Source organism: Streptomyces sp. NBC_00539 (assembly GCF_036346105.1).
Lineage (GTDB): Bacteria > Actinomycetota > Actinomycetes > Streptomycetales > Streptomycetaceae > Streptomyces.
The window spans coordinates 1832360-1849741 of sequence record NZ_CP107811.1 but is presented as its reverse complement, the minus strand read 5'-3'; the positions used below and the strand labels follow the sequence as shown (position 1 = coordinate 1849741).

Here is a 17382-nt window from a genome sequence, read left to right as displayed (position 1 = left end):
GCTACACCGGCAGGCCGGTCGGTTCCTTGATCCGCTTCATGATGATCTGCGAGTTGACCTCGGTGACCCCCGACAGGGCCGTGAGCTGCTCGATCCACAGGCGCTCGTACGCCCGCAGGTCCGCCACCGCGATGCGCAGCAGGCAGCCGGGGCTGCCGAAGAGGCGGTAGGCCTCGATGACGTCGGGGATGTCCTGGAGCGCGGCTTCGAAGGCCTCCACGGCGGCGCGGTCGCGGCGGACTTCGACCGAGACCAGCACCTCGAAGCCCCGGCCGACGGCCTCGGGGTCGATCACCGCGCGGTAGCCCTGGATCACCCCGTCCTGTTCCAGCTGCCGCACCCGGCGCATGCAGGGGGAGGGGGTCAGGCCCACGCGCTGGGCCAGCTCCTGGTTGCTGAGGCGGCCGTCGCGCTGGAGCTCGCGCAAGATTTCCCGGTCAATGGCGTCCATCACGCAATTATCACCCAAGCGTTCGCGACCATCGTGCCGCAATCGGCAATCGCATTGCGCGTAGATCTCTCTATCATTGCCGGTTGTAGCAAATCTGTGCGGACGTCGTACGAGAGAAGGTGGGGCAAGGGATGGGACGCGTCGTCGTCATCAGCACCGGCGGGACGATAGCCAGCCGCTGGCAGGGTTCCGGGTTCGCCGCCGACGCCGACGGCAGCGAGGTGATCGCCACCGCGCCCCTGCCCGAGGGCGTCACCGTCGAGGTGGTCGACCTGTTCAGCGTGAACAGCCCCCGGCTGACCACCGCCCACCAGCTCACCCTGCTGCGCACGGTCCACGAGGTGCTGGCCGACCCGGACGTGGAGGGCGTCGTCGTCACGCACGGCACCGACACCCTGGAGGAGTCGGCCTTCCTGCTCGACCTGCACCACCACGACCCCCGCACCGTGGTCTTCACCGGCTCGCAGCTGCCCATGGGCTCCGCCGACGGCGACGGCCCCGGCAACCTCTACGACGCGCTGCTGACCGCCGCCACCACGCGCGGGCTCGGCGTACTTGTCGCCTTCGCCGGCCGGGTGCACGCCGCCCGCGGCACCGTGAAGACGCAGGCCGTGGCCCTGGACGCGTTCGCGGACCCCTCGAAGGAACTGCTCGGCAAGGTCGGCTTCGGGAAGGTCACCGTACTGCGCACCCCGCAGCGACCGGCCCCGCTCGCACTGCCCGCGATGCCGGAACTCCCGCCGCGCGTGGACATGGTCATGCACCACGCCGACGGTGACGCGACGCTGCTGAACGCCGCCGTTGAGGCGGGGGCGCGCGGGATCGTCCTGATCGGGACGGGCGCCGGCAACGCCACGCCGGAAATCGTGGACGCCGTCGCCGCCGCCGTCGCCCGCGGGGTCCTCGTCGCGCTCACCACGCGCGTGGCGGCAGGCCCGGTCACGGAGATCTACACGCACGGCGGCGCGGTCGACCTCGTCGCCGCCGGAGCCGTGCCGACGGGCACCCTGCGCGCGGGACAGGCCCGGATCGCGGTCCTGTCCGCTCTGCTCGCCACCGACGACCCGGCCGAGCAGTCCCGGGTGCTGCGGGCGGCACTGTCCTCGGGCGACCCGGTCCTGGTCGGAGCCTGACCCGCCGGGGGCCCGGGCCCGCACGGGATCCGGGCTCAGGCCCCGAGCCCTGCGGCTCAGAGCCCCCCGAAGGCGCCCAGGATCCGGTCCGCCGCCAGCGTGGGGGTCACGGTGCCCTCCCGGACCGCCGCTTCGAGGCCGGGCGCGAGGGCCCGTACCGCCGGGTCGGCGCGCAGCCGCTCCAGCAGCTCCTCCCGGACCATGGACCACGTCCACTCGACCTGCTGCGCCGCCCGCTTGGCGGCGAGGCGGCCCCCCGCGTCCAGCAGCCGGCGGTGCTGTTCGAGCCGGTTCCAGACCTCGTCCAGGCCCGCCGACTCGCGGGCGCTGCACGTCAGGACCGGCGGGGTCCACGCCGCGTCGGCCGGGTGCATCAGCCGCAGCGCGCCCGACAGTTCGCGCGCCGCCGCCTTCGCGTCGCGCTCGTGCGGGCCGTCCGCCTTGTTGACCGCCAGGACGTCCGCCAGTTCCAGGACGCCCTTCTTGATGCCCTGCAACTGGTCGCCCGTACGGGCCAGCGACAGCAGCAGGAACGAGTCGACCATCCCCGCGACCGTCGTCTCCGACTGGCCCACGCCGACGGTCTCGACGAGGACCACGTCGTAGCCCGCCGCCTCCATCACGATCATCGACTCGCGCGTCGCCTTGGCGACCCCGCCCAGTGTCCCCGCCGACGGCGAGGGCCGCACGAAGGCCGCCGGGTCCACGGCGAGCCGCTCCATCCGGGTCTTGTCGCCCAGGATCGAGCCGCCCGTCCGCGTCGACGAGGGGTCGACGGCCAGGACCGCCACCTTGTGGCCCAGGCCCGTCAGCATCGTCCCGAACGCGTCGATGAACGTCGACTTGCCGACGCCCGGCACCCCGCTGATGCCGATCCGCCGGGCGCGCCCCGCGTGTGGCAGCAGCTCCGTCGACAGCGCCTGTGCCAAGCCCCGGTGGGCGGGCAGGGTGGACTCGACGAGGGTGATGGCACGCGCGATGAACGCGCGCTTCCCGTCGAGCACCCCCTTGGCGTAGGCCTCGACGTCGATCTTCGGAGCCATCGTCTCGCGCCGCCCCTACAGCTCGTGACCGAGGTCCGCGGCCAGCCGCGTCACCAGGTCGTGCGCCGCGTCCGGGATCACCGTGCCCGGCGGGAAGACCGCCGTCGCGCCCATCTCCAGCAGCGTCGGGACGTCCGCCGGCGGGATCACCCCGCCCACCACGATCATGATGTCCTCGCGGCCCTCCTCCGCCAACTGCTCGCGCAGCGCCGGTACGAGGGTCAGGTGACCGGCCGCCAGCGACGATACGCCCACCACGTGGACGTCCGCCTCGACGGCCTGGCGGGCCACCTCCGCCGGGGTCTGGAACAGCGGGCCGACGTCCACGTCGAAGCCCAGGTCGGCGAAGGCCGTCGCGATCACCTTCTGGCCGCGGTCGTGCCCGTCCTGGCCCATCTTGGCGACCAGGATGCGCGGACGGCGGCCTTCGGCCTCCTCGAACCGGTCGACGAGCGCACGCGTGCGCTCCACGGACGGGGACTCGCCTGCTTCGGTGCGGTACACACCCGAGATCGTACGGATCTGGCTCGCGTGCCGCCCGTACACCTTCTCCAGTGCGTCCGAGATCTCACCGACCGTCGCCTTGGCGCGCGCCGCGTCCACCGCCAGCGCGAGCAGGTTGCCCTCCCCGCTGCCGGCCGCGTTCGTCAGCGCCCGCAGCGTGTCCTGCGTACGCGCCTCGTCCCGCTCCTCGCGCAGCCGCCGCAGCTTCTCGATCTGCTGGCTGCGCACCGAGGAGTTGTCGACCTTGAGGACGTCGATCGCCTCGTCGTTCTCCACCCGGTACTTGTTCACGCCGATCACCGGCTGCCGCCCCGAGTCGATCCGCGCCTGCGTGCGCGCCGCGGCCTCTTCCACGCGCAGCTTCGGGATGCCCGCGTCGATGGCCTGCGCCATACCGCCGGCCGCCTCGACCTCCTGGATGTGCTGCCAGGCGCGCCGGGCGAGGTCATAGGTGAGCTTCTCGACGTACGCGCTGCCGCCCCACGGGTCGATCGACCGGCAGGTACCCGACTCCTGCTGGAGCAGCAGCTGGGTGTTGCGCGCGATCCGCGCCGAGAAGTCCGTCGGCAGGGCGAGCGCCTCGTCCAGGGCGTTGGTGTGCAGCGACTGGGTGTGCCCCTGGGTCGCGGCCATTGCCTCGACGCAGGTGCGCGTCACGTTGTTGAAGACGTCCTGCGCGGTCAGCGACCAGCCGGAGGTCTGCGAATGGGTGCGCAGCGACAGGGACTTGGCGTTCTTCGGGTCGAACTGCTTGACCAGGCGCGCCCACAGCAGTCGCGCGGCGCGCAGCTTCGCGACCTCCATGAAGAAGTTCATGCCGATCGCCCAGAAGAACGACAGGCGCGGTGCGAACGCGTCCACGTCCAGACCCACCGCCTGCCCGGCGCGCAGGTACTCCACGCCGTCCGCCAGGGTGTACGCCAGCTCCAGGTCGGCCGTGGCCCCGGCTTCCTGGATGTGGTAGCCGGAGATCGAGATGGAGTTGTACCTCGGCATGTTCTGCGAGGTGAAGGCGAAGATGTCCGAGATGATCCGCATCGAGGGCTTCGGCGGATAGATGTAGGTGTTGCGGACCATGAACTCTTTGAGGATGTCGTTCTGGATGGTCCCGGCGAGCTTGTCGGGGGAGACGCCCTGCTCCTCCGCCGCCACGATGTACAGCGCGAGGACGGGCAGCACCGCGCCGTTCATCGTCATCGACACCGTCATCTTGTCCAGCGGGATCCCGTCGAACAGCTGCCGCATGTCGTAGATCGAGTCGATCGCCACGCCCGCCATGCCGACGTCGCCCGTCACCCGCGGGTGGTCGCTGTCGTAGCCGCGGTGCGTGGGCAGGTCGAAGGCGATCGACAGGCCCTTCTGGCCGGCCGCGAGGTTGCGCCGGTAGAAGGCGTTGGACTCCTCCGCCGTGGAGAAACCGGCGTACTGGCGGATCGTCCAGGGCTGGTTGACGTACATCGTCGGGTACGGGCCGCGCAGGTACGGCGCCACGCCCGGGTAGGTCCGCAGGAAGTCCAGGCCCTCCAGGTCGGCCCCGGTGTACAGCGGCTTCACGCCGATGCCCTCGGGCGTCTCCCACAGCAGGTCCGCGGCCGCCGTGCCGGTGGACTCCTTGACGGCGGCCCGCCACTGCTCCTCGGAACCGGACGGCGCCGTCCCGGAGTCCAGCGGGAGTTCGGAGAAATCGGGGATCGCGGTGCTCAAGACGCCACCTTCATCCGGTCGAGTACGGAGGACAGCACGGCGACGGCGTCACAGCCGGCGAAGACGTACTCGTCCACTGCGTCCTGGGCGGTTCCGGGCTTCCCGGCGAGGAACACGGTCGTCGCGCCCGCCGAGCGCAGCGCCGCGGCCACCGCCCCGGCCTGCTCCTCGTACAGCGCGTCGCTGGAACACAGCACCGCCATGCCGTCCGCGCCGCTCGCGGCGTAGGCCGCGGCCGCCGTCTGCGGGTCCACGGACACCGGGTCGTGGACCGGCTCGATGCCGCCCGCCTGGAACAGGTTCGCGGCGAACGTGGCGCGCGCGGTGTGCGCGGCCGCCGGGCCGAGCGCGGCGAGGAAGATCCTCGGCCGGGCGCCGGTCGCGGCGAGGTGTGCGTCGCTGCGTGCGCGCAGCGCCTCGTACGCCTCGTCGCGCCGCACGCGCGGCAGACCGCCCGTGGGTCCCGCGGGTGCGGGTTCCCGCACGACGGGCTTCTCCGACAGCAGCGGGAACTCGCTGACGCCGGTGACGGGTTCGCGGCGCTTGGCCAGCTTCTCGGACCGCTCGGCCCAGGTGGCGGCGAGCCGTTCGGCGACCAGACCGGAGCGCAGGGCGGCCGCCTGGCCGCCGGCCTTCTCGATGGTCTGGAAGAAGGCCCAGGCGGCGTGGGCGAGTTCATCGGTGAGCTGCTCGACGTAGTACGAGCCGCCGGCCGGGTCGATCACCCGGGACAGGTACGACTCCTCCAGCAAGATGGTGGAGGTGTTGCGGGCGATCCGGCGCGCGAACGCGTCCGGCAGGCCCAGCTCGTGGTCGAAGGGCAGCACGGTGACGGCGTCCGCGCCGGCCACGCCCGCCGCCATGCAGGCGACGGTGGTGCGCAGCATGTTCACCCACGGGTCGCGCCGGGTCATCATCACCGGCGAGGTCACCACGTGCTGGTGCTGCGTGCCCGCCTCCGGGGCCCCGCAGGCCTCGGCGACGCGGGCCCACAGGCGGCGCGCGGCGCGCAGCTTGGCGATGGTCAGGAACTGGTCGGCGGTGGCGGCGTAGCGGAACTCCAGCTGCCCGAGGGCCGCCGCCCGGCCGAGACCGGCCTCCGTGAGGGCGCGCAGGTACGCCACGCCGGTGGCCAGCGACAGCCCCAGCTCCTCGGCGGCGCTGCCCCCGGCCTCGTGGTAGGGCAGGGCGTCCACGGTCAGGGCCCGTACGTGGGGCCAGGCGTCGGCCGTGCCGGCCGCGAGGGCGGCGGCTTCCGCGAGGTCCAGCGGTTCACCGGTACGGGCCTCGTGGCCCAGCGGGTCGGCGCCCAGGCAGGCGCGGGCGGCCCCGGGGGCCACCCCGCGTTCGGCGTACAGGGCCAGCAAGGCGCGGGCGGCGTCGGCGTATTGGGCGCCGGCGTCGAGGGTGACCGGGGCGAGGTCGAGGTAGACCCCCTCAAGGGCGCGGCCGAGGCCGGTGACGGGGAAGCCGCCTTCGCCGAGGGTCAGCCACAGGGAGGTGGTGCCGTTCTCCAGATCGGCCAGCGCGGCCTCGTTGACCCGCGCCGGATCGGTCCCGGCGAGCCGCTGGCGCACGTCCCAGCCGGAGGCGGAGGTGCCCTCGGGCCGGCCGCCGCGTACGAAGGGGGCGAAGCCGGGGAAACCGGTGGCGTCCCCGCCGGGGCGTGCGGTGTACAGCGGGCGGGTGCGGAGCCCGTCCTCAAGCGTCGTGGACAGAGCGTCTTCAGCTGCCTCGCCGGTGACTTCCTTGCCCGACTTGCGCAGTACGCCCTCAACCAGGCGCTGCCACTGCTCATGTGTCGCGTCAGGAAACTCGGCGGCCAGGGAGAGCCCGTCGTCAGGCAGGACCGTCATGGCTCGAATGCTAGGGGGGCCGCTCAATCGAGACCATAACCCCCGGATGTGATCTCGCACTCCCAGGTCAGACACCCAGGCCCGCGCCGCCGGCCCGCGCCGCCGGCCCGCGCCGCCGGCCCGCGCGGCCGGGGCGAGTGGCCGGACCACCTGGTTCACGCCGGGTCCGGGGCGCCGGCGTGGCGGGGGCGTTGCAGAGGTGTGAAATCCGGCCACCGTTTCCGGCCGCTCCGGCGGGATCGGCGTGCCCTGCGGTGGGGGATGAACGTGCTGGTCAGGGGTATGGGGGTGCGCGGGACGGGCCGCTCCGGGGTCGCTCGGCGGGGGTTGACCGTCGAGCCGGCCGCTGCCACGCTCCGGGACATGTCCGCGAACGAGCTCCTCGCCCCGCGGCTCCACACCCCCGGCCGCTGTACCGCGCCGGGCGAGTGTCAGGGCCGCTGTCCGGCCCCCCGCCGCGCCTGAGCGCCGCCCCCGAGGCGTCCGCCCGGCCCGAACGCCGTACCCCGGCGGGCCGGAGCGCCGCACCATCGCCGCACCCCGCAGGTCGGAGCGCCGCACCCCCAACGGCCCGGGTGCGCGCCACCGCCGTATCACCGTCGGCCTGAACGCCGTACCCCCGCCCGGCCCGAGCGCCGGGTCCCGTCACCACCGCTGCCACCCACCGGCGCCTTCCCCGCGCCGGTGGAGTCCGGCGCGCACATTCAGGGAGCCCCCATGACCACCGCCACCACCGCCGTCACCGTGACCAGGATCGGCGGGCGCATCGGCGCCCGCATCGACGGCGTCCGCCTCGGCGGCGACCTCGACGCCGCCACCGTCGCAGACATCCGCGCCGCGCTCCTCGCCCACAAGGTCGTCTTCTTCCGCGGCCAGGAGCACCTCGACGAAGCCGGCCACGAAGCCTTCGCCCACCTGCTCGGCACGCCCGTCGCGCACCCCACCGTCCCCTCCGCCGACGGCCGTTACGCCCTCGGCATCGACTCGCACCACGGCGCCCGCGCCAACCAGTGGCACACCGACGTCACCTTCGTGCCCGCCTACCCCGCCTTCTCCATCCTCCGCGCCGTCACCGTCCCCCCGTACGGCGGCAACACCCTCTGGGCCAACACCGCCAGCGCCTACGCCCACCTCCCCGAGCCGCTCCGCGCCCTCGCCGACCGCCTGCGCGCCGTCCACTCCAACGAGTACGACTACGCGGCCCTGCGTCCCGACGCCCTCCCCGAGGCCCTCGCCCAGTACCGCGAGGTGTTCACCTCCACCACCTTCCTCACCGAGCACCCGGTCGTCCGCGTCCATCCCGAGACCGGCGAACGCACCCTCCTGCTCGGCAACTTCGTCCAGCGGATCAGCGGCCTCACCGGCCGGGACTCCCGACTCCTCCTCGACCTCTTCCAGGCGCACGTGGAGAGCCCCGAGAACACCGTCCGCCACCGGTGGCAGGCCGGCGACGTGGCGATCTGGGACAACCGCGCCACCCAGCACTACGGCGTCGACGACTCCGACGACCACGAGCGCACCCTGCGCCGCGTCACCGTCGACGGCGACGTCCCGGTCGGCCCGGACGGGGTTCCGTCCCGCCTGATCAGCCCGGAGGCCGTGCCCGACCCCGCCTTCGGGATCCCGTCCGGTGCCTCCACGGCGACCGACTGACCCTCCCCGCCCCGCGACCCGCCGCACCAGGAGACCCCCGTGCCCCGACTGCTCGCCCTCACCGGCAGCCCCTCCGTCCACTCCCGCACCGCCGTCGTAGCCGACCACGTCCTGCGCAGACTCACCCACGCGGGCTTCGAGACCGCGCACCTCGCCCTGCGCGAGCTGCCCGCCGCCGACCTCCTGTCCGCCCGCCGCGGCGAGCCGGAGATCCGCCGGGCCCTGGAAGCCGTGGCCGAAGCGGACGGCCTGGTCATCGCGACCCCGGTCTACAAGGCCTCGTACACCGGTCTGCTCAAGGCCTTCCTCGACCTGCTCCCGCAGGACGGTCTCGCCGGAAAGACCGTCCTGCCGCTCGCCACCGGCGGCAGCCTCGCCCACGTCCTGACCATCGACTACGCCCTGCGCCCGGTCCTCGCCGCGCTCGGCGCCCGCCACGTCACCGCCGGCCGGTTCGTCCTGGACTCCTCCGTCGAGCGCGGCTCCGGCCCCGACCGGCTGCGGCCGGAGGCGGAGCTGGACCTGTTCCAGGCGGTCGACGAGTTCGCCGAAGCCCTGCGCGCCACGGCCGGCGCCGTCCTGACCCCCGCCCCGTAACCCTTTCCCAGATCCCGCGACAAGGACCCGCCATGCCCGCAGCCTTCACCTCGACCCCCACCTCCCGGCGCCAGTTCCTCACCCTGCTCGGCATCTCGGCGGCCGCGGTGAGCTGCGGCACGGCCACCGCCGACGGCGGCTCCGGCAAGCAGGTCACCACCCTCAAGTACCAGGGCGCGGTCGGCTCGGTCACCCTCCCCGAGCTCGCCGCCGACCTCGGCCACCTCGGCGGACTCACCCTCGAATGGGTCGGCAACACCATCAGCGGCCCCCAGGACATCCAGTCCGCCGCCACCGGCCAGACCCACTTCGGCGGCGCCTTCAACGGCGCGATCGTCAAGCTCGCCGAGAGCAAGGCCCAGATCCAGGCCGTCGTCTCCTACTACGGCTCCGACAAGGACACCTACCTCGGCTACTACGTCCTGGAGGACAGCCCGATCCGCTCCGCCCGCGACCTGATCGGCAAGAAGGTCGGCATGAACACCCTGGGCGCCCACGCCCAGGCCCTCCTCGACATCTACCTGGAGCGCAACGGCCTCTCCCGAGCGGACGCGGGCAAGGTCGAATCCCTCGTCGTCCCGCCCGTCAACACCGAACAGGCCCTGAGGCAGAAGCAGATCGAGGTCGGTGTGCTCAGCGGTGTCCTGCGCGACAAGGCCCTGGCGGCCGGCGGGATACGCCCGCTGTTCAAGGACTTCGAGCTGCTGGGCGCGTTCAGCGCCGGCTCGTACGTGATGACGCGGCGCTTCATCAAGGAGAACCCCGACACCGTACGGACCTTCACCACCGGCGTGGCCAAGGCCATCGAGTGGTCCCGTACCACCCCGCGCGAGGAGGTCATCGCCCGCATGACGGAGATCATCAAGAAGCGCGGCCGCAACGAGGACACCTCGACGCTCCAGTACTGGCGCTCCTACGGGGTCGCCGAGCCCGGCGGCCGCATCGCCGACAAGGAGTTCCAGATCTGGCTCGACTGGCTCGGCGGCCGCGGCGAGATCAAGAAGGGCCGGCTGAGGCCCGGCGATCTCTACACCAACGAGTTCAACGGGCTCGGAAAGGGCTGACGGCCGCCATGGCGAAGATCGTGTTCGACTCCGTGACGAAGACCTTCCCGACCAAGGAGAAGAAGCGCGAGGACGGCGAGGGGGAGTTCACCGCCCTCGACGGCATCGACCTGGAGATCCGGGCGGGCGAGTTCCTCGTGGTCGTCGGCCCCAGCGGCTGCGGCAAGTCCACCCTGCTGGACCTCTTGGGCGGTCTCACCCGGCCCACCTCCGGCCGGATCCTGCTCGACGGCGAGCCCGTCACCGGGCCCGGGCTCGACCGGGGCATCGTCTTCCAGCAGTACGCGCTGCTGCCCTGGCGGACCGCCCTCGGCAACATCGAATTCGGCCTGGAGGCGCGGGGCGTCCCCCGTCGTGAACGCAGGGACCGGGCGCGGGAGTTCCTGGACCTGGTCGGCCTGAGCGGATTCGAGGACCGGCATCCGCACGAGCTGTCCGGCGGCATGCGCCAGCGCGTCGCCATCGCCCGCTCGCTCGCCTACGACCCGGACGTACTGCTGATGGACGAGCCGTTCGCCGCCCTCGACGCCCAGACCCGCGAATCGCTCCAGGACGAGCTGCGGCGCATCTGGCAGCGCACCGGCAAAACCATCGTGTTCATCACGCACGGCATCGAAGAGGCCGTGTACCTCGGTCAGCGGGTCGCCGTCATCACCTCCCGCCCGGGGCGGGTCAAGGCGGTCGTCCCGGTGTCGTTCGGCGACCGCGGTGACGGGGCGACGGGCGAGGACCTGCGCTCCAGCCCGGAGTTCGCCCGCTACCGCCACGAGATCTGGGCGCTGCTCCACGACGAAGTGGTCCGCGCCCGGCAACTGGAGAAGGAGGAGGCCACCGTATGAGCGCCGGAACCGACACCACCGCCCTCGTCGCGCCGGAGGCGGCTGACGACGCCCCCGCGGCGGCCGTCGCGCCGCCTGCCGCCGCCGTGCCCGCCACCGCCGTGCACGCCGCCGCCGGCGCGCCTGCCACCGCGACCGGGGCGGTACGGAACCCCCCGCGTCCGGCGCCGCCCGCAGCCCGGGCCGCGGCCCGCCCGCCAGGCCGCGCCGCCGCCATCGGCGCGTCGGCGCTGCGCCGGCTGGGTGCCGGGCTGCTCCGCTCGGCGGCGATCATCGCCCTGCTCGTCGTCTGGGAGACGGCGCCGCGGCTCGGCCTGGTCGACGCGACCTTCCTGCCCCCGGTCAGCGAAGTGGCCCGCGCCTGGTGGGAGCTGCTCGGCGACGGACAGCTCGCCGAACACACCCGGGCCAGCCTCACCCGTTCGTTCGGCGGCTTCGCCATCGCCGTCGTCGTCGCCGTCCCGCTCGGCCTGCTGATCGGCTGGTACCGGCCGGTCGCCGTCCTGCTCGGGCCGCTGCTGGAGGTGTTCCGCAACACGGCGGCCCTGGCGCTGCTGCCGGTGTTCGTCCTGTTGCTGGGCATCGGGGAGACGTCGAAGGTGTCGATCGTCGTCTACGCCTGCGTCTGGCCGATCCTGCTGAACACCATCAGCGCGGTGGGCAACGCCGACCCGACGCTGGTGAAACTGGCCCGCTCGATGGACCTGTCCACCCCGAGGCTGTTCCAGAAGGTGATCCTGCCCGCCTCGGTGCCCGCGATCTTCACGGGCATCCGGCTGGCCGGCGCGGTGTCGATCCTGGTCCTCGTCGCCGCCGAGATGATCGGCGCCAAGGCGGGACTGGGCTATCTGATCAACGCCTCGCAGTTCAACTTCGCCATTCCCCAGATGTACGCGGGCATCGTGACGATCTCCGCGATCGGGGTGGCCTTCAACCAGCTCCTCGTCACGGTCGAACGCCGCCTCAGTCTCTGGCGCGTCCCGGCCTGAACCCGACGGGCCGGGCCCGGGCACCCCGCCCGCAGCCGCCCCTTTGCAGAGCACCCCGCACCCACCCCGAGGACCACACCATGACCGCACCCCGGACCCTTCACCTCAACGCGTTCCTGATGAACGCGGGCCACCACGACGCCGCCTGGCGCCACCCCGGCAGCAGCCCCGAGCGCGTCACCGACCTGCGGTACTTCCAGGAACTGGCCCGCACAGCCGAGCGCGGCCGGCTCGACTCGATCTTCTTCGCCGACGGCCTCGCCCTGTGGGGCAAGGCCCGCTACAACGCCCTCGGCGGCTTCGAGCCGCTCACCCTGCTCTCCGCCATCGCCGCCGTCACCGAGCACATCGGCCTGATCGCCACCGTCTCGACGACCTTCAACGAGCCCTTCCACACCGCCCGCAAGTTCGCCTCCCTCGACCACATCAGCAACGGCCGCGCCGGCTGGAACATCGTCACCTCCGGCACCGTTGACGAGGCCCGCAACTTCAACCGGGACGAGCACCTGGAGCACCGCCTCCGTTACGACCGCGCCCGCGAGTTCCTCGACGTGGCCACGAAGCTCTGGGACAGCTGGGAGGACGACGCGATCGTCCTCGACAAGGAGCGCGGCGTCTACGCCGACACCGACAAGCTGCACCCCGCCGCCCACCGCGGCGAGTACTTCGGCGTCGCCGGGCCGCTCAACGTGCCGCGTTCCCCCCAGGGGCACCCGCTCCTCGTGCAGGCCGGCTCCTCCGAGGACGGCAAGGAGTTCGCCGCGCAGTACGCCGAGGCAGTCTTCACCGCGCAGCAGACCCTCGCCGACGGCCAGACCTTCTACAAGGACCTCAAGTCCCGCCTCGCCAAGTACGGCCGCGCCGAGGGCGACCTGCTGGTCCTGCCCGGCATCGCGCCCGTCATCGGTTCCACCGAAGCCGAGGCCAAGGCCCTGGAGCAGCAGCTCACCGAGCTCCAGGTGCCCGAGTACGGTCTCGCGCAGCTCTCCGGAATGCTGGGTACCGACCTCACGGGTCTCCCCCTCGACGGTCCGCTGCCCGAACTCCCCGAGGAACGGGACATCAACGGCAACAAGAGCCGGTTCACCCTCGTCGCCGAACTCGCCCGGCGCGACGGACTCACCCTGCGCGAGCTGATCGCCCGCCTCGGCGCCGGTCGCGGACACCGGGTCTTCGCCGGCACCCCGGAGCAGATCGCCGACCAGCTGGAGGAGTGGTTCACGCGGGGCGCCGCCGACGGCTTCAACGTCATGGCGCCCGTGCTGCCCACCGGCCTGACCGACTTCGTGGACCACGTCGTGCCGATCCTCCAGCGCCGCGGTCTGTTCCGCACCGAGTACACCGGCCGCACGCTGCGCGAGAACTACGGCCTGCCCCGCCCGGCGAACCGGTACGCCGGGTCCCCCGCCTGAGCAACCCGCCCCGCGCCCGCAGCGCCTGAGCGGACCGCTTGGGCGCTGTGGGTCCGGGGCCGTCCCTTCCCTCAGACGGTGAGGACGATCTTGCCCCGGATCTTGCCGGTGGCACTGAGCTCCCACGCCCTGGCCGCCTCGTCGAGCGGCAGGGCGTGCGCCACGTTCACCGTCAACTTCCCGGCGTCGGCCAAGTCGGCCAGGAAGGCCAGGTCTGCGGTGTCGGGCCGGGTCCACGGGCGGTGCGCGCCCTTGGCGGCGCCGTCCGGGTCGGCCAGGGAGGCCACCCGGTCGCGCTTGGTGACCAGTGACTGGAGGAGCTCTATCCCGTCCCCGTAGAAGTCGAGGCCGGCGTCGACGCCCTCGGGCGCCAGCTCCCGGATGCGGTCCGCCAGCCCCTCGCCGTAGAGCACGGGCTCGGCGCCGAGCGAGCGCAGGTAGTCGTGGTTGTGCGCACCGGCCGTGCCGATGACGCGCAGGCCGAGCGCCACCGCGATCTGCACGCCGAAGGACCCGGTGCCGCCCGCCGCCGAGTGGATGACGACGGTCTCGCCCGCGCTCGCTCCGACGCGGGTCAGCGACTGGTAGGCGCTGAGACCGGCCAGCGGTATGCCCGCGGCCTCCTCGAAGCCGAGGCTGCGGGGCTTGTGGGCGATGGTGCGCACCGGGGCGGAGACCAGCTCCGCGTAAGTGCCGAGCTCCACCCACTCCTTGCGGACGTACCCGTACACCTCGTCGCCGACGGCGTAGTCGAAGGTGTCGTCGCCGACCGCCTCGACCACCCCGGCGACGTCCCAGCCGGGTACGACGGGGAAGCGGACTTCGAGCGTCGAGTCGAGGAAACCGGCGGCGAGCTTCCAGTCCACCGGGTTGACGCCGGCGGCCTTGACCCGGACGAGGACCTCGCTGGGGCCGACCCGGGGGTGCGGTACGTCGACGAGCGAGAGGGCCGGGGGAGTTCCGTACGCGTTGTATGTGATTGCCTTCATGTACGTCCCAACGGACCCGGGCGGAGTCTGTTTCCCGCAGCCCCGCATTGGTCTGTTTCTGGTCTGTTTTCGGCTGGATCCCGGTGTTCCGGATGCGCTCGCGAACCCGGGGGTGGCCCACGGGCCGACCGGCCCCGCGCGCGTCGTGTCGCTGTTGGGCTGAACGGGTGAAACGCGAGAGGATGGCGGGATGCACATGAAGCGCGCGGCCGAGGCGGTCCGGTGAGCAGGTACGACGTCACGGACGAACAGTGGGAGGGACTCGCGCAGGTGGTCCCCCTGCGCAGTCGCAACGAGTGGCCTTCCCGGGTGGACCACCGCACGATCCCGGCGGGACAGGGGACTTCGGCGGCCGAGCAGCAGCGCCGCTTCGTGGTGATCCGGGTCCAGATCTTCGCGGACGCCCGTGAGGTGGCGGAGTACCTGATCGCGCAGATCCCGGTGCTCTTGGACCTGACGGGGGCGGACACCGAAGTGGCGAAGCGGATCCTCGACTTCAGCAGCGGCGTGGTCTTCGGACTGGGCAGCGGGATGCACCGGGTGGACCGCAACGTGTTCCTGCTGGCGCCGGTCGGCACCGAGGTGGAGGGCATCGCGGCCGCGGCCGTCCCCCGATCGTAGGAAGGTCCCGGCGACGGAACGGTTCGCCGGGGCGCCCCGGTTCGTGCCGGCCCGTACTGTCCGGCGCATGGACGCCACCTTGGACACCCGGCCGGACAGTGAGTGGGACACGGCACACGACGCGCAGCCGCCCGCGGTGCGGGCCGCCGGCCCGGCCGCGGGGCTCGGCCCCGGGCCGCAGGCGGGGCCCCGAGGAGGGGGCGCGGCGCGGGCGGGATATCAGCGGCCCTCCGTGACCGAGTTACGGCTGGCGGCCTTCGGGGTGCACCGGTCGGCCGTGTTCCGCCTGGAGCCGGTGACGCTGTTCACCGGGCCCAGCGGCAGCGGCAAGTCCCATGTGCTGGCCGCCTACGAGGCCCTGTCCCAGCTCGCCTCCGGCGCCACCCTGGCCGAGGCGTTCCCCGATCCCCGCGCCCGGGTGCCCGAACGCGCCGTGCCCGACGCGGAACGCCGGCGCGGCTTCCGGATCGGCTGCACCGTCGACGGGCCCGTCGGGCCGGTCCGGCTCGACCTCGCCGTCCAGGCCGAGCCCGCGCTCCGCCTCGTCGGCGAACGGCTCAGCCTGGACGGGGAGATCCTGCTCACCACCGCCCTGCGCGACCCCGGCCGGCGTTCCGTCCAGGCGGCCTGGCTCACCGGCGGAGCCACCGGCATGACCCGCGCCCCGCTCCCCGACGACCGGCTCGGCACCGCCCTGCTCCCGCTGCGCGTCGCCGGGGCCACCGCCGGGCAACGGCGCGTGCTGGCCGCCGCCGAGCAGGTGGTGGTCGCGCTGCGCTCGGTGTTCCCCTGCGACCCCCGACCGGACCGGATGCGGGCACCCGTCCGGCCGGGACCCGGGCGGCTGCGGGTCGACTGCGCGAACCTGGCCGACGTACTGCGCCGGACCCGCCACGAATGCGGCACCCGCCACGCGCTGCTCACCGAAGCCGCCCGCACCGGCTGTGCGGGACCGGTGGCCGGGCTCGACGTACGGCCGCACCCCGACGGCTCGGTGGCGGCGCTGCTGGACCGCGGCCCCGCCGCGCCGGCCACGGAGCTGGGCCGCCTCGGAGCGGGCGAGCTCCGCTTCCTCGCCCTGGCGCTGGTCCTGCTGACGGGGCCGGGCGTGCTGGCCGTCGACCCGGCCGCCGAACTGCTCTCGGCGCAGCAGGCCCTCACGGTGCTCGCGGACGGCTTCGACCAGGGCCTGGACGGTCGTCAGCGCGCCGAACTGCTGCGCCTCGCCCTGATGTCCTGCGCGCGCGGCCACATCCGGCTGGTCGGGGCGATCGGCGAGGAGACGGCGGGAACCGCCCGCGTCCTGCCGGGCGTCTCGGTGGTAGACCTGGGTCCATGAGCGACACGCACGACGCACACGACGCGCACGGCACCCGGGACGCGCAGGACGCGCAGGACATGCACGACACGGCCGGCGGAAAGGCGGACGAACGGCTCTACCGGCTCCAGCGGCGACTGGCCGACTTCGCGGCCGCCCGCGACTGGGCCGAGTACCACACCCCGAAGAACCTGGCCGTGGCCCTGAGCGTGGAGGCCTCTGAACTCGTCGAGATCTTCCAGTGGCTGACGCCGGAACAGTCGGCGAAGGTCATGGAACGGCCCGAAAGCGCGCACCGGGTGGCCGATGAGGTGGCCGATGTGCTGGCGTACTTGCTGCAGTTCTGCGAGGTCCTCGGGGTGGACGTGCTGGATGCGCTCGCCGCGAAGATCGAGAAGAACGAACTCCGCTTCCCCCCGAAGGGGGGTTCCGGCCCGAATCGTCACTCTTCGGAGTGATGGCGTCAGCCACAACCTTGTTTGTGTCCACAGATTTCCGATTACCCCTGGCTTTACTGGCTGCTTGCCCTCACTCTGGGTAGTGAGGGAACGGCGGGATGTCGTGCGGACGGGGGACGGCATATGGATGCGGTACGGCTCATCGCGGCCGGCCGGCACGCGCTGGCACAGAGCGGGGCTGCGTGGGACATCGTCGGTGAGGCCTGGCAGGCGCAGGCGCTGACGCAGGGGATAGGGAGCTGGCTGGCGGTCACCGGGCCGCCGGAGCTGAGAGCGGAGGCACGGGGACTGGGTGAGGCGGGAGGCAGAGGCTGCGGGTTGCTCGACAGAGCAGCCGTGGGCGAGGTCAGCGTGCCCGACTATCCGCCGCGGGCCGCGCAGCTGACCGAAGTGTCCGATCCGCGGCAGGCGTTGCTGGGACTCCAGGCGCTGCTCGGCGAGGTAGGCATAGCCCTGGTCGGGGTGGCCTGCGGCACGGACGACGAGACGCTGTACTGGCAGTGCATAGAGTCGATCGACGCGGCTGACGAGTCGAGCGACCGGGTACGGGCCCTCCTGCGCCGCATCAGTGTGCGCGAGCGCGGCTCCGCCTCCGGCGTGACCTGAGGCGCCCGGCGGCGCCCTACGGTCCCCGACGTGGCAGGGTGCGGGCCACCGGCACGCCGGCACGGCGCCGGACCGGCGGTACCGGTCAGGCGGACCGGTACGAGTGCCGTCGCTGCCCGGAAGGGGCGCCGCCTTACGTCGCGCT

Annotated in this window: 16 protein-coding genes; 11 read left to right on the top strand and 5 right to left on the bottom strand. The window is 72.8% G+C overall.

Translation table 11 applies throughout. From position 1 onward, the window contains the following. Window position 1 precedes the first annotated feature (1 nt). Window positions 2-451 carry an Lrp/AsnC family transcriptional regulator gene (locus OG861_RS08005; protein ID WP_329199083.1) on the bottom strand — a complete coding sequence of 150 codons (450 nt, stop codon included), beginning with the start codon at window positions 449-451 and terminating at the stop codon, window positions 2-4. Window positions 452-582: 131 nt separating this feature from the next. Here OG861_RS08005 and OG861_RS08000 point away from each other — a divergent pair, with 131 nt between their 5' ends. Continuing rightward, complete coding sequence (locus OG861_RS08000) at window positions 583-1584, top strand: asparaginase (RefSeq protein WP_329199085.1); 1002 nt, start codon at window positions 583-585, stop codon at window positions 1582-1584. A gap of 56 nt (window positions 1585-1640) precedes the next feature. Here OG861_RS08000 and meaB read toward each other — a convergent pair whose 3' ends face one another. From meaB to OG861_RS07985, 3 genes are read right to left on the bottom strand one after another with little or no spacing between them, the layout of a single operon-like run. Next, window positions 1641-2627 carry a methylmalonyl Co-A mutase-associated GTPase MeaB gene (gene meaB / locus OG861_RS07995; protein WP_330261599.1) on the bottom strand — a complete coding sequence of 329 codons (987 nt, stop codon included), beginning with the start codon at window positions 2625-2627 and terminating at the stop codon, window positions 1641-1643. 15 nt (window positions 2628-2642) lie between these two features. Beyond that, window positions 2643-4835, bottom strand: coding sequence for a methylmalonyl-CoA mutase (scpA, locus tag OG861_RS07990; RefSeq protein ID WP_329199089.1), 2193 nt, complete (start codon window positions 4833-4835; stop codon window positions 2643-2645). Then, window positions 4832-6691, bottom strand: coding sequence for a methylmalonyl-CoA mutase family protein (locus OG861_RS07985; protein WP_330261598.1), 1860 nt, complete (start codon window positions 6689-6691; stop codon window positions 4832-4834). Before OG861_RS07985 ends, scpA begins: the two co-directional genes overlap by 4 nt. Before the next feature lie 717 nt (window positions 6692-7408). On the opposite strand from OG861_RS07985, the gene OG861_RS07980 reads away from it, so the two are divergent. The 6 genes from OG861_RS07980 (at window position 7409) to OG861_RS07955 (ending at window position 13245) form a co-directional block, all read left to right on the top strand. After that, complete coding sequence (locus OG861_RS07980; protein ID WP_330261597.1) at window positions 7409-8344, top strand: TauD/TfdA dioxygenase family protein; 936 nt, start codon at window positions 7409-7411, stop codon at window positions 8342-8344. Between the two features lie 39 nt (window positions 8345-8383). Further along, window positions 8384-8941, top strand: a complete 558-nt coding sequence (ssuE, locus tag OG861_RS07975; RefSeq protein ID WP_329199094.1) for an NADPH-dependent FMN reductase — start codon at window positions 8384-8386, stop codon at window positions 8939-8941. A gap of 32 nt (window positions 8942-8973) precedes the next feature. Next, window positions 8974-10005, top strand: a complete 1032-nt coding sequence (locus OG861_RS07970) for an ABC transporter substrate-binding protein (protein WP_330261596.1) — start codon at window positions 8974-8976, stop codon at window positions 10003-10005. An 8-nt stretch (window positions 10006-10013) separates the two neighbouring features. Further along, window positions 10014-10844, top strand: coding sequence for an ABC transporter ATP-binding protein (locus OG861_RS07965; RefSeq protein ID WP_330261595.1), 831 nt, complete (start codon window positions 10014-10016; stop codon window positions 10842-10844). Continuing rightward, window positions 10841-11833 carry an ABC transporter permease gene (locus tag OG861_RS07960; RefSeq protein ID WP_330261594.1) on the top strand — a complete coding sequence of 331 codons (993 nt, stop codon included), beginning with the start codon at window positions 10841-10843 and terminating at the stop codon, window positions 11831-11833. Before OG861_RS07965 ends, OG861_RS07960 begins: the two co-directional genes overlap by 4 nt. An 80-nt stretch (window positions 11834-11913) precedes the next feature. After that, window positions 11914-13245, top strand: coding sequence for an LLM class flavin-dependent oxidoreductase (locus OG861_RS07955; protein WP_330261593.1), 1332 nt, complete (start codon window positions 11914-11916; stop codon window positions 13243-13245). 71 nt (window positions 13246-13316) lie between these two features. Here the strand turns inward: OG861_RS07955 and OG861_RS07950 are convergent, their stop codons facing one another. Next, window positions 13317-14234: an NADP-dependent oxidoreductase gene (locus OG861_RS07950; RefSeq protein ID WP_329199105.1), complete on the bottom strand. Its 918-nt coding sequence runs from the start codon at window positions 14232-14234 to the stop codon at window positions 13317-13319. 222 nt (window positions 14235-14456) lie between these two features. On the opposite strand from OG861_RS07950, the gene OG861_RS07945 reads away from it, so the two are divergent. From OG861_RS07945 to OG861_RS07930, 4 genes are all read left to right on the top strand, one after another. Continuing rightward, window positions 14457-14855 (top strand): cell division protein SepF, encoded by a 399-nt coding sequence (locus OG861_RS07945; protein WP_329199106.1) that lies wholly within the window; start codon window positions 14457-14459, stop codon window positions 14853-14855. A gap of 67 nt (window positions 14856-14922) precedes the next feature. Continuing rightward, entirely contained in the window at window positions 14923-16194 is a 1272-nt protein-coding gene (locus tag OG861_RS07940) for an AAA family ATPase (protein ID WP_330261592.1), read from the top strand. Window positions 16195-16253: 59 nt separating this feature from the next. Continuing rightward, window positions 16254-16631, top strand: a complete 378-nt coding sequence (locus OG861_RS07935) for a nucleotide pyrophosphohydrolase (RefSeq protein ID WP_329202522.1) — start codon at window positions 16254-16256, stop codon at window positions 16629-16631. A gap of 123 nt (window positions 16632-16754) precedes the next feature. Then, window positions 16755-17237, top strand: a complete 483-nt coding sequence (locus OG861_RS07930) for a DUF6099 family protein (protein ID WP_329199110.1) — start codon at window positions 16755-16757, stop codon at window positions 17235-17237. Window positions 17238-17382: the final 145 nt, after the last annotated feature.